Origin of the sequence: Desulfuromonas sp. CSMB_57, assembly GCF_020194955.2 — a bacterium.
In the GTDB taxonomy this organism is placed as follows: Bacteria; Desulfobacterota; Desulfuromonadia; order Desulfuromonadales; family Syntrophotaleaceae; genus JAFCIY02.
Map to the genome: position 1 here is coordinate 38,046 of NZ_JAFCIY020000008.1, position 12,125 is coordinate 50,170.

Here is a 12,125-nt window from a genome sequence, read left to right on the forward strand (position 1 = left end):
GCGGCCGTTGCTGTTTGACGCGGGTCGTGTGCCTGTTGACAGTGACGGCCCGGCGTTGGTAGCATGCTCTGTTTCCAATTCGCCTTTGCCCGCGGGATGTTGTCATGGATCAGAAACTGCAGCTTCTGTTGGACACCGTCAAGCGGCTGATGCGCCGGGGCGCCACGCCCAACCTGGCCAAGGTGCTGACTAAATCCCACCCCGCCGATATCGCCCACCTGTTTCCCTTTTTGTCCCGCAAAGAACAGCACACCCTGTTTCGGCTCATCGAGGATAATGAGGTGGCGGCCGGCGTCCTGTCCGAGCTGGACCATGCCACGGGGGCACAACTGCTCGAGGAAATCGGCCATGAGGCCATGACCGAGGTGTTGCAGGAAATGCCCTACGACGACGCCGTCGAGCTGATCCGCAACATGCCCGAGGAACTCGCGGAAGAGATTCTCAACACCATGAAGGATGAGCACTCCGACGAGATCGAGCAGTTGCTGCAGTACGCCGAAGATACTGCCGGCGGCATCATGTCCACGGAGATCTTTTCCCTGACCGAGGACCAGACCGTGCAGCAGGCCATTGTCGCTCTGCAGCAGGCCTGTGACGTGGAAATGGTCTTCTATATCTATGTGACCGACCGCCACAACCATCTGGTCGGAGTCCTGTCCCTGCGGCAGCTGCTGACGGTGCCGCCGGAAACCCGCCTGAAGGAGATCATGGCCACGGACGTGATCAGCGTGCGGACCGACAAGGACCAGGAAGAGGTGGCCCATCTGGTGTCCCGCTACAATCTTCTGGCCTTGCCGGTGGTCGACGAAACCAACAAGCTGGTCGGCATCATTACCGTCGACGATGTCATCGACGTGTTGCACGAGGAGGCCACCGAGGACATTTACAAGATGGTCGGTACCAGCGAGGAAGAGCTTCTGTACGGCTATCGGGCGGTCCGCATCGCCCGCTTGCGGCTGCCCTGGCTGATCACCAATCTGTTCGGCGGCATTATCACCGGCTACCTGATGTGGCTGTTCAAGGTGACCCTCAAGGAGGTCATCGCCCTGATTTCCTTCATCCCGGTCATCACCGGCATGGGCGGCAACGTCGGCGGCCAGTCGGCGACCATCGTGGTGCGCGGATTCGCCACCGGCAACATCGATTTTTCGAGCATGCGGCAGGTGTTTTTCAAGGAACTGCGGGTCGGCATGTTCATGGGGGCCGTCTGCGGCATGACCGTCGGCCTGGTGGCCATCGCCTGGCATCATAACGGTTACCTGGGGCTGGTGGTGGGTCTGGCCATGGTTTCCGCCATGACCGTGGCGGCGACCATGGGGGTGCTGGCGCCGGCGTTTTTCAAACACATCGGCATCGATCCCGCCATCGCCTCCAGTCCCTTTGTGCAGACCGCCAACGATATCACCGGCATTCTGATCTACTTTGGCACCGCAACCATATTCCTGCAATATCTGCGCTAAACGGATGTCATTGCCTGCGACATGTCAGGGAACGGGGTGCGAACATGAGCAACTGCGCTTCGGAGGCCATAATCCTGCGGCGCTGCGATTACGGCGAGGCGGATCGGATCGTCACTTTCTTCTCCCTCGAGCAGGGCCTGGTCAAAGGCTTTGCCCGCCGGGCCCGCAACAGCCGCCGTCGTTTCGGAACGGCCCTGGAGCCCTTTGCCAGGGTGTGCCTGCACTGGACGACGGTGCGCGGCGGTGAACTGGTCAGTCTGTGCGATGCCGAATTGCTGGACCTGCGCACGGCCCTGCGCAGGGATGTGACGACCCTGGCTTTGGCCGCCACGGGGGGCGAGCTGGTGGAGGCTCTGTTGGCTGAACGCCAGCCGCAGGCGGAGGTGTTCGGGCTGCTGGAAGCTTTTCTGGACCACCTGGCGCGCCGGGGATTCAGTGCCGAAGCCCGCCTGCTGTTTGAATTGCGGCTGCTGAACCTGGCCGGCTATGCTCCGCACCTGGCCCACTGCGCCCTTTGCAGCCGGGGGCTGAGTGGCAGCATGGTGGCCTTCGATATCCGCCAGGGTGGGGCCCTCTGCCTGGGTTGCGCCGAGCCGGAGCAGGGGCTGCGCCTGTCGCCCCTGACCCTGGGCACCCTGGCGCGTCTGCAGCGATCGCCTCTGACCGCCTTCGACGGCCTGCGGCTCTCTTCTCAGACCCTGCAGGAGGGCGGCCGCCTGCTGGCCGCGGCTCTGCGGCCGCAGCTCGGACGGCCGTTGCGCAGCGCGGCATTCCTGCAGCAGGTGCTGGCCGCCCGCACCGATGGCGGCGCGGCTTGCCGGCCGGCGGAAACCGGTTGACAGGGTAGGACAAAAGATCTACCCTTGGCTGCCCTACGCAGCGCAGAGCCCTGATTCCGGCTGGGGCGTTGCTCGACAAGCAAAGTGGCGCCCGGCGCCTGGAGGCATTGTGACTTTTCAAGAATTGATCCTCGGATTGCAGAACTACTGGGCCCGGCAGGGGTGCATCATCCAGCAGCCCTATGACCTGGAAAAAGGCGCCGGAACCTTCAATCCCGCCACCTTTCTGCGCGTACTCGGGCCGGAGCCCTGGAATGTGGCCTACGTCGAGCCCTCCCGTCGGCCCACGGACGGTCGGTACGGGGAAAACCCCAATCGCCTGCAGCACTATTATCAGTTTCAGGCGATCATGAAACCGTCCCCCATGAATATCCAGGAACTGTACCTCGATTCCCTCAAGGAGTTCGGTATCAGCCCTTCCCGGCACGATATCCGGTTTGTCGAGGACGACTGGGAATCGCCGACCCTGGGCGCCTGGGGACTCGGTTGGGAAGTCTGGCTGGACGGCATGGAAATCACCCAGTTTACCTATTTTCAGCAGGTCGGCGGCATCGATCTGAAACCGGTTTCGGCGGAAATCACCTATGGCTGCGAGCGCATCGCCATGTACCTGCAGGGCGTGGACAACGTCTATGATCTGGAGTGGGTCAAGGGAATTCGTTACGGCGACGTGCACCATCAGACCGAAGTGGAATTCTCGACCTACAATTTCGAGGAAGCCGATGTGACCATGCTGTTCCAGCTGTTCGATATGTACGAAAAGGAATGCACTCGCCTGACCGGGAAAGAACTGGTGTTCCCGGCCTATGATTTTGTTCTCAAGGCCTCCCACGCTTTCAATCTGCTGGACGCGCGCGGCGCCATTTCGGTCACGGAGCGCGCCAATTACATCGGTCGCGTCCGCAATCTGGCGCGCCTGTGCGCCGAGGGCTATGTCGCACAACGGGAAAAGATGGGATTTCCGCTCCTCAAGGGGCGGTGAATCGAGCTTTTCGGTAACCGCGCCACGGAATCAAGGATTTCCGTGGCTTTTACATTTTATGGAGAAGGACGGAGCGCCGCCATGTCTGCAGAACTGTTCCTGGAAATAGGCACCGAAGAAATCCCGGCCGGCTTTTTGCCCACCGCCATGGCCGATCTGGAGCGGCTGGTGCGCAAGGAACTGGACGATGCCCGTATCGGCTTCACCGAGATTCGAAGCTTTGCGACGCCGCGCCGCCTGGTGCTGGCCGTCTCCGCCGTGGCTCGTCATCAGGAGCGCCGAGAAATTTCCGCTCTCGGTCCATCGGTCAAGGTTGCTTTCGATGCCGACGGCAATCCGACCAAAGCGGCTCAGGGTTTTGCCCGCAGCAACGGTATCGAGGTCGCGGATCTGCAGCGGCGTCAGACCGACAAGGGAGAATATCTCTATTTCTCCAAGGTCGAGGAAGGCCGCGACACCGCCGCTCTGTTGCCGGAAATGCTGCCGCGTGTCATTGCCGCCATCCCGTTTCGCAAGTCCATGCGCTGGCAGGATCTCGACGTGCGTTTCGCGCGGCCCATGCATTGGATCGTAGCCCTCTTCGATGGCACCGTGGTGCCTTTCAGCTTTGGCAATCTGACCAGCGGCAACCTGTCCCGGGGGCATCGCTTCATGGCCCCGGAGCCCTTTGCGGTGGAGAATCTGGCCCAGTATCTGGCCGCCGCCGAGGCCCGCTATGTGGTGGCCGATCCCGCTCGGCGTCGGGCCATGATCGCCGAAATGGCCGCCGCGGCGGCGGTCCGGGCCGGCGGTCGGCTCAACGACGACGAGGCCCTGCTGGATGAAGTGACCTTTCTGGTCGAGCATCCCACAGCCATCGTCGGCGGTTTCGAGGACAACTACCTGCAGTTGCCCCCGGAACTGCTCATCACCACCATGCGGGAGCACCAGCGCTACTTCACCGTGGTCGACGAGCAGGGGCGGTTGCTGCCCCGTTTCGTCACCATCTCCAATACGCCGGTTACGGATCCGTCCGTGGTCCAGCGGGGCAACGAGCGCGTATTGCGGGCCCGTCTGGCCGATGCCATGTTCTTTTGGAACGAGGATCGCAAGGTCAAGCTGGAAAATCGCCTCGAAGCTCTGAAAAACGTGGTGTACCAGGCTCGCCTGGGCACCAGCTACGAAAAAGTCATGCGCTTTCGGGAACTGGCCCTGCACCTGGCGCAGCAGTTGGCCTCCGACCTGGCGCCGCTGGTGGACCGGGCCGCGCTGCTGGCCAAGTGCGACCTGGAAACGGGCATGGTTTTCGAGTTTCCTGAATTGCAGGGCATCATGGGGCGCGAATACGCCCTGCTCGAGGGCGAGAACCCGCGCGTGGCCCGCGCCATCCACGAGCATTATCTGCCGACCCAGGCCGGCGGCCGTCTGCCCGGCGACGATGTCGGGGCCCTGGTCTCCATCGCCGACAAAATCGATACCCTTTGCGGCTGCTTCGGGGTCGGCCTGATTCCCACCGGGACAGCCGATCCCTTCGCCCTGCGGCGCAGCGCCCTCGGCATTTTGCAGATTATGCTGGATCGGGAGTACCGGTTTTCCCTGCGGGACCTGGTGGGCCGCAGCGTCGCCCTGCTGGCCGGCAAATTGAACCGCTCGACGGAGGAAGTCGCCGCCGATGTGCTGGAATTCATCCGCCTGCGCTTTTTGCATCTGCTGACCGGCCAGGGCTTCCCCCAGGACGTGGTGGATGCGGTGCTGGCGGTTTCCGCCGACGATCCGGTGGATGCGCTGCGGCGCATCCAGGCACTGGATGCGCTGCGCCAGCAGGCGGACTTCGAACCACTGGCCGTGGCCTTCAAGCGGGTGGTCAACATCATCAAGGGCGGCCTGGACCGGGCCGTTGAGGCAACCCTGTTCGAAGCGCCCTGCGAGCAGGCCTTGCTGACGGCCCTGCAGGACGTGGAGCAGGGTTTCCGACAGGCGGTGGCGGTCGGTGATTATGCGCGGGCGCTGCGAACCGTTGCGACCCTGCGCGGTCCGGTGGACGCCCTGTTCGACGGGGTCATGGTCATGGCTCCGGAGCAGCGGGTGCGCGACAACCGTCTGGCCCTGCTCACCTCCGTGGCACGGCTGTTTCAGGGCCTCGCCGATTTTGCCCGCATCGCGGCCTGAGTCGAGCCTGCGAGGAAGGTTTTTCTTGTTATAATCTGCCCGAACGGCATCCGGACCCGGTCCGGTCCGGCATGGCGGGCAACGGGGTAATTGGGAGACAACAGGGGACCGGTGGCCGCGCAACCGGCACGGCATCGTTCCGTGGGGCACACGATAGAAAGCGTCCGGGCATGGAGCCGACGCAAATCCTTCAGGAGGAAGAGTTAATGGCTGTAAAATATGTCTATTTCTTCGGTGCCGGCCAGACCGAGGGCAACGGCGGGATGCGGAATCTGCTTGGCGGCAAGGGCGCCAACCTGGCGGAGATGACGGCTATCGGGCTGCCCGTTCCGCCCGGCTTTACTCTTACCACCGAACTCTGCACCGAGTTCTACCGCAACAATCGGCATTATCCCGAGGGCCTGCAACAAGAGGTCGCCGATCATCTGGCCCGGCTTGAACAGGCCATGGAGAAAAAGTTCGGTGACCCGGACAATCCCCTACTGTTGTCGGTGCGCTCCGGCAGCCGCGCTTCCATGCCCGGCATGATGGATACGGTGCTCAACCTGGGTCTCAACGACGTGACGGTTCAGGGGCTCATCGCAGGCAGCGGCAATCCCCGTTTCGCCTGGGATTCCTATCGTCGCTTCATCCAGATGTACTCGGACGTGGTCATGGGCATGGACAGTGACCTGCTCGAGGATATTCTGGAGCAGACCAAGGAACTGCGCGGGGTCAAACTCGACACCGAATTGACCGCCGAAGATCTCCGGCAGTTGGTGATCCGTTTCAAAAACAAGGTCCAGGAGACCCTCGGTCGGCAATTCCCCAGCGATCCGGAAGAGCAGCTGTGGGGCGCCATCAATGCGGTGTTCGGATCCTGGATGAATCCCCGTGCCGTCACCTACCGCAAGCTCAACAACATCCCGGCCGATTGGGGCACGGCGGTCAATGTGCAGGCCATGGTGTTCGGCAACATGGGCAACGATTGCGCCACCGGGGTCGCCTTTACCCGCAATCCTTCCACCGGGGAAAACCGCTTCTTCGGCGAATTTCTGCTCAATGCCCAGGGCGAGGACGTGGTGGCCGGCATCCGTACTCCGCAACCCATCGACAAGGCCAGCAACGACGGCCATCTGCCGTCCCTGGAAGAAGTGATGCCCGCCTGCTATGAGCAACTGCTGCAGATTCGCAGTACTCTGGAGCAACACTACCGGGACATGCAGGATATTGAATTCACCATCGAAAAAGACCACCTTTACATGCTGCAGACCCGCAACGGCAAGCGGACCGCCAAGGCGGCCGTGAAGATTGCCGTCGACATGGTCCTGGAGGGCTTGATCAGCAAGCAGGAAGCCGTGTTGCGCGTGGCCCCCGAGCAACTCGACCAGCTGCTGCATCCCTCCCTGGATCCCAAGGCCGACAAGGACGTAGTGGCCACCGGCCTGCCGGCTTCCCCCGGGGCGGCCAGCGGTGAAATCGTTTTCTCCGCCGAGGATGCCGAGGAAGCGGCCAAGCTGGGTCTGAAGGTGGTCCTGGTGCGCATCGAAACCAGTCCCGAGGACATCCACGGCATGCATGCCGCCCAGGGTATTCTGACTGCTCGAGGCGGCATGACTTCCCATGCCGCGGTGGTGGCGCGGGGTATGGGTAAATGTTGCGTCGCCGGCTGTGGCGGCATCAAGGTCGACTACAAAGCCCAACAGTTCACCGACGAATCCGGGCAGGTGTTCAAAAGGGGGGATGTCATTACCCTGGATGGCTCCACCGGCGAGGTCATGAAGGGGTTGGTGCCCACGGTCGAACCGGAATTGACCGGCGATTTCGGTCAATTGATGGAATGGGTCGATGAGTTCCGGCGGCTGCGGGTGCGGGCCAACGCCGATACCCCCAACGATGCGGCGGTAGCGCGCCAGTTCGGCGCCGAGGGCATCGGCCTGTGCCGCACCGAGCATATGTTTTTCGAAGCGGATCGCATCATGGCGGTGCGGGAGATGATCCTGGCCGACGATGTGGAGGGCCGTAAACGGGCGCTGAGTAAAATTCTGCCCATGCAGAAGGGCGATTTCCTGGGGCTGTTCCAGGAGATGAAGGGCCTGCCCGTCACCATCCGGCTGCTGGATCCGCCCCTGCACGAGTTCCTGCCCCATACTCGGAGGGAAATCGACGAACTGGCCGCGGTCATGAATGTGTCGGCCGAGGTGCTGCAGCAGAAAGTGGATCATCTCCACGAAGTCAATCCCATGCTCGGCCATCGCGGCTGCCGCCTCGGCATCACCTTCCCGGAGATCTACGACATGCAGGTGCAGGCCATCATGGAGGCGGCCTGCACTCTGGTCCGGGAGGAAAATTACGAAATCGTTCCGGAGATCATGATCCCTCTGGTCGGCCACGTCAATGAACTGAAGCTGCTGCGCAATCGCGCCAGTCGGGTGGCGGACGAGGTTGTCCTGCGCAGCGGCGCCAAGATCGACTATCTCATCGGCACCATGATCGAACTGCCGCGGGCCGCCCTGACCGCCCACGAGATAGCCGAGGAAGCGGAATTCTTCTCTTTCGGTACCAACGATTTGACTCAGACCACCTTCGGCCTGTCGCGGGACGATGCCGGCAAGTTCCTGCCGTTCTATGTGCAGCGCGAACTGCTGCCCTGCGATCCCTTCGTCATGCTCGACCAGAGCGGCGTCGGCGAGTTGGTGCGCATCGGCTGCGAAAAGGGCCGTCAAACCCGGCCCAACATCAAGCTGGGCATTTGCGGCGAGCACGGCGGTGAGCCGTCCAGCATCATCTTCTGCCACCGTCTCGGACTCGACTACGTGTCCTGCTCGCCCTACCGGGTGCCCATTGCCCGTCTGGCCGCGGCGCATGCCGCCCTGCTGGAAAAAAAGGCCTAGCAACCGTCCTTCGGGGCCGCAGCTGGTTTTGATAATGGCGTAAAGGCATTTAAAAACAAGTGATTATAGTAGGTTTGGAACGGCAGCGGCCCCCGGATGGTTCCGGGGGCCGCTGCCGTTCCTGTCTGGATACAGGCTCCTGTTCGGTCCTGGATCCGATTCTTGACAGTGCCGGCGGGTCGATGGTACAACTCCCTCCCCTATGGACTTCATCGCCGCAGCAGGGTTTTGCCTGTGGCTTTTTCGTTATCTTCGAGGAATTATGGCTCACAAGCAATTAAGCGCCGGCGATTACGTCGAAAGCCGCTGCACCCGTTGTCGGACGGTAACCAACCATACCATTATTGCCATGGTCGGCGACACGCCGGCCCGAGTGCGCTGCAATACCTGCGCCAGCGATCATAAATATTATCCGGTGCGGCCGGCGGCGCCGGCGAAGACGGCGAAGACCGGCGGGGAGCGGGCCAAGCGGGTCGGCGAACCGCGTTCAACCTCCCGCTCCTCGGCCGGCGCCGATCAGGAGCAGTGGCTCAGGTGGTCCCAGGAAGGCGTTGCAGATCAAGCGATTCCCTACAGCATGGAACGTGCCTATGCCTTTCGCCAGGCCGTGAACCATCCCCTCTTCGGTCTAGGCATGGTCACCGCGGTGCTGCCTCCCAACAAAGTGGAAATTCTTTTTGCCGGCGGAAAAAAGCTGCTGCGCTGCAAGACCTGACCTCGGACTTGAGATCCGGCCGGCCTGTTGCGCCCACGGCGCTGGTGGCCCCGGGACCTCAAGGGGGGAATGGGATCCGGCGGAAGGGACGGCAATGGAGGCAAAATGGACTTTGCCGAACTGCATGGTTGGGATTTGACGCCAACCGAGGCCATCGCTCTGCAGAAACGACTGGCGCGCCGGGTCCGCCCCGAATCGGCCGGGGGCGGTGCCGGTGCCGTGCGACGGGTCGCTGCCGTGGATGTATCCTGCCGACGCGGGGACGCCCTGTTGTTCGGTGCGGTTGTAGTGCTGGAATTGCCGGAAATGGTGGTTCGGGAGGAGATCGGGGTCTGTCGGCAGGAAACTTTTCCCTATGTGCCGGGTCTGTTGTCCTTTCGTGAACTGCCGGTGCTGCTGACGGCCTTTCGTTACCTCTCCTGCCTGCCGGATGCGGTGCTGGTCGATGGTCAGGGCATTGCCCATCCACGTCGACTGGGATTGGCCAGTCATCTCGGTCTATGGCTGAATCTGCCAACGGTGGGTTGTGCAAAAAGCCGGCTTTGCGGCGAATACGCCGAGCCGGATGGTCGGCGCGGCGCGCGTTCGCCCCTGCTGCTGGACGGACAACCCGTCGGTGCGGTGCTGCGCAGCCGGCATCATGTCCGTCCCCTGTTTGTCTCTCCCGGTCATCTCATGGACACCGAACAGGCGGTCGCCCTGGTGGAACGCTGCCTGACCCGCTATCGATTACCCGAGCCGCTGCGTCAGGCCCATCAGCTGGCCAACTTCTGCCGTCAGGCCGGCCTGGTACCAGGCCAGGTGCATATCAGCGGATCCTGATATGCACCGCGCCGACGCCCTTGATGCTGGCGGTAACCTGGTCTCCCGGTCGGACCGGGCCGACCCCGGCCGGGGTGCCGGTCAGCAGAATGTCGCCTCTTTCCAGGGCAAAGATACGCGAGGCGGCGCTGATCAGGGTCGCCGGGGGATATATCATGTCCGCGCTGTTGCCGCTTTGGCGCAGTTCCCCATTCACCATCAGGGTCAGGTGCAGGGCTGACGGATCGGCCACCGCCGCCGCCGGCATGAAGTCGGACAGGGGACAGGAGGTGTCGAAGCCCTTGGCCTTGTCCCATGGCAGGCCCTCGGCCTTGAGCTGCTCCTGGACGTCGCGCAGGGTCAGGTCGATGGCCACCCCATAGCCGGCGATATGCTGCATGGCTTCTTCCTCGCGAATGTTTCGGCCCCACTTGCCGATGAGCATGGCCAGTTCGACTTCATGATGACAATTTTGGGAGTAGGGCGGAATGACCGCCGTTTCCCCTGAGCGGATGATGCTGCTGGCCGGTTTCAGGAAGAATACCGGTTCATTGGCCGGCCGGTTATGCAGTTCTCGCACATGTTCGCCGTAGTTGCGGGCCACACAGACGATTTTGCCGACCTGGAAAAGTCGTGAGCTGTGATGCAATCGGACGGTGTGCATGGTTGCCTCCTTGCGCCGGGACGGAGGGTCGGCTGCGGCCTTTTGGCTGGGGGTGAAGAATGAAAATTATGTTAACATGTTACCAGCAATCAGCGGCTGCAGCGAGCCATTATCCCCATCCTTTCTCGTGAGGAGCCTGCATGTTCCTGCCTTATGGCGACACACCCAATCCGCCCGGCTTCGCGGTGGTCAACTGGCTGCTCATCGGCGCGAATGTCGCGATTTTTCTGTTTCTTTCCGTGCCGTTGATGGCCGGTCGCCCGGATCTGGCCGATCCCCTGCTGGAGGAATATCTGCGCACCCTTGGGGTTCGAACCATTCCCGCGGCCCAGGAAGTGCTGGCGCGGACCAGTGCCTACGACCTGTTCGTGTTCCGCTACGGATTCCGACCCGTGGCACCTTCCCTGTCCACCCTGTTCAGCTGCATGTTCCTGCACGGCGGATGGTTTCACCTCGCCGGCAACATGCTGTTCCTGTGGATTTTCGGCAACAACGTCGAGCATCGCCTCGGGGCGGTGCGCTATCTCCTGGTCTACCTGGTCTGCGGCATCCTGGCCACGGTGTTCTTTGCCCTGTTCGTACCCGGTTCCGGCATCCCTCTGGTTGGTGCGTCGGGGGCCATTTCCGGCATCCTGGGCTGTTATTTTGTGTGGTTTCCCCGCAACCAGGTCAAAGCCTTGGTTTTTCTGTTTCCCTTTCTGGTCACCACGGTGCTGGTCTCGGCCCGCCTGGTGCTGGGATTTTATCTGATCATCGACAACCTGCTGCCCTTTCTCCTGGACGGCGGACGCGGCTCGGGTGTGGCTCATGGCGCCCACATCGGCGGTTTCCTGGCGGGGCTGGGGCTGGCGTGGTTGTTTGATCGAGGGAAAGGAGGGCCACGGCGCTCGCAACGGGCCTGGTAGTTGCTCTCTGCCCTGCTTTACAGAGCGGCCAGCAGGGCGCGGGTCGCCTGTTGCGGGTCCGGTGCCGCCAGGATGGCTGAAATCAGCGCGACTCCGTCGGCACCGCAGGCCAGCACGGCCGGAACGCGTTCCAGGTGGATGCCGCCCAAGGCAAACACCGGCAAGGGGCTGGCGGCGCACACGGCCTGCAGGGGCGCCAATCCCTGGGGCGGGCCAAAAGGGGCTTTGGAGGGGGTAAAGTAGACCGGGCTGAAGGTGATGAAGTCAGCGCCGCCGACCGCGGCCTGTTGCGCATCGGCCAGGCTGTGGCAGGAACAGCCGATCAGTCGATTTGGTCCCAGGATGCGGCGCGCGGCTGCCGTCGGCAGGGATTTGCCGCCGAGTTGGACGCCGTCAGCTTCTACCGCCAGGGCCACATCGAGGCGATCATTGATCAACAGTCTGGCCCCATAGCGACGGGTCATGTCCCGCAGTTGCTCGGCCAGGCGAAACAGGTCGCGGGCCGGCAGATCCTTTTCCCGTAGCTGTATCGCCGGGAGTCCGCCATTCAGGGCCTGCTCCACGCTGTTGAGCAGGCTGAGTCCGGGGGGCAACAGGTTCCGGTCGCTGATGAGGAGGAGTCGGAAATCGACACAGCGGTTCGGTTCCATTCAGCAGCCCGCTTCCCGTTCCAGAAACGCCCGGTCCCAGTCCTTCCAGACCGGGTCATAGCCCTGAGCCTGCAGCATGGCGCAGATC

General features: G+C 62.5%; 10 protein-coding genes. 8 read left to right on the forward strand and 2 right to left on the reverse strand.

From position 1 onward, the window contains the following. Window positions 1-104 precede the first annotated feature (104 nt). From mgtE to nfi, 7 genes are all read left to right on the forward strand, one after another. Window positions 105-1,460 (forward strand): magnesium transporter, encoded by a 1,356-nt coding sequence (mgtE, locus tag JQN68_RS03645; protein ID WP_225072605.1) that lies wholly within the window; start codon window positions 105-107, stop codon window positions 1,458-1,460. A gap of 44 nt (window positions 1,461-1,504) precedes the next feature. After that, window positions 1,505-2,299: a DNA repair protein RecO gene (recO, locus tag JQN68_RS03650; protein WP_225072606.1), complete on the forward strand. Its 795-nt coding sequence runs from the start codon at window positions 1,505-1,507 to the stop codon at window positions 2,297-2,299. Between the two features lie 109 nt (window positions 2,300-2,408). Then, window positions 2,409-3,281 (forward strand): glycine--tRNA ligase subunit alpha, encoded by an 873-nt coding sequence (gene glyQ, locus JQN68_RS03655; RefSeq protein ID WP_225072607.1) that lies wholly within the window; start codon window positions 2,409-2,411, stop codon window positions 3,279-3,281. Window positions 3,282-3,362: 81 nt separating this feature from the next. Then, window positions 3,363-5,429, forward strand: a complete 2,067-nt coding sequence (glyS, locus tag JQN68_RS03660) for a glycine--tRNA ligase subunit beta (RefSeq protein WP_225072608.1) — start codon at window positions 3,363-3,365, stop codon at window positions 5,427-5,429. A gap of 206 nt (window positions 5,430-5,635) precedes the next feature. Continuing rightward, window positions 5,636-8,302 carry a pyruvate, phosphate dikinase gene (gene ppdK, locus JQN68_RS03665; RefSeq protein WP_225072609.1) on the forward strand — a complete coding sequence of 889 codons (2,667 nt, stop codon included), beginning with the start codon at window positions 5,636-5,638 and terminating at the stop codon, window positions 8,300-8,302. Window positions 8,303-8,564: 262 nt separating this feature from the next. Then, a complete protein-coding gene (locus JQN68_RS03670) occupies window positions 8,565-9,017 on the forward strand; it encodes a hypothetical protein (RefSeq protein ID WP_225072610.1) in 453 nt (150 codons plus the stop codon). A gap of 105 nt (window positions 9,018-9,122) precedes the next feature. Further along, window positions 9,123-9,839, forward strand: coding sequence for a deoxyribonuclease V (gene nfi, locus JQN68_RS03675; protein WP_225072611.1), 717 nt, complete (start codon window positions 9,123-9,125; stop codon window positions 9,837-9,839). Here nfi and JQN68_RS03680 read toward each other — a convergent pair. Beyond that, window positions 9,826-10,482 (reverse strand): fumarylacetoacetate hydrolase family protein, encoded by a 657-nt coding sequence (locus JQN68_RS03680; RefSeq protein ID WP_225072612.1) that lies wholly within the window; start codon window positions 10,480-10,482, stop codon window positions 9,826-9,828. The two genes, nfi and JQN68_RS03680, sit on opposite strands and share 14 nt — an antisense overlap. A 140-nt stretch (window positions 10,483-10,622) precedes the next feature. Between JQN68_RS03680 and JQN68_RS03685 the strand changes: the two genes are divergently transcribed. Then, window positions 10,623-11,387, forward strand: a complete 765-nt coding sequence (locus JQN68_RS03685; RefSeq protein WP_225072613.1) for a rhomboid family intramembrane serine protease — start codon at window positions 10,623-10,625, stop codon at window positions 11,385-11,387. A 17-nt stretch (window positions 11,388-11,404) separates the two neighbouring features. Here JQN68_RS03685 and thiE read toward each other — a convergent pair whose 3' ends face one another. Then, window positions 11,405-12,037, reverse strand: coding sequence for a thiamine phosphate synthase (gene thiE / locus JQN68_RS03690; protein WP_225072614.1), 633 nt, complete (start codon window positions 12,035-12,037; stop codon window positions 11,405-11,407). Window positions 12,038-12,125: the final 88 nt, after the last annotated feature.

Coding starts and splice junctions, on each gene's coding strand:
- nfi (WP_225072611.1), top strand. CDS start 9,123: ATGGACTTTGCCGAACTGCATGGTTGGGATTTGACGCCAACCGAGGCC.
- JQN68_RS03685 (WP_225072613.1), top strand. CDS start 10,623: ATGTTCCTGCCTTATGGCGACACACCCAATCCGCCCGGCTTCGCGGTG.
- thiE (WP_225072614.1), bottom strand. CDS start 12,037: ATGGAACCGAACCGCTGTGTCGATTTCCGACTCCTCCTCATCAGCGAC.
- mgtE (WP_225072605.1), top strand. CDS start 105: ATGGATCAGAAACTGCAGCTTCTGTTGGACACCGTCAAGCGGCTGATG.
- recO (WP_225072606.1), top strand. CDS start 1,505: ATGAGCAACTGCGCTTCGGAGGCCATAATCCTGCGGCGCTGCGATTAC.
- ppdK (WP_225072609.1), top strand. CDS start 5,636: ATGGCTGTAAAATATGTCTATTTCTTCGGTGCCGGCCAGACCGAGGGC.
- glyS (WP_225072608.1), top strand. CDS start 3,363: ATGTCTGCAGAACTGTTCCTGGAAATAGGCACCGAAGAAATCCCGGCC.
- JQN68_RS03670 (WP_225072610.1), top strand. CDS start 8,565: ATGGCTCACAAGCAATTAAGCGCCGGCGATTACGTCGAAAGCCGCTGC.
- JQN68_RS03680 (WP_225072612.1), bottom strand. CDS start 10,482: ATGCACACCGTCCGATTGCATCACAGCTCACGACTTTTCCAGGTCGGC.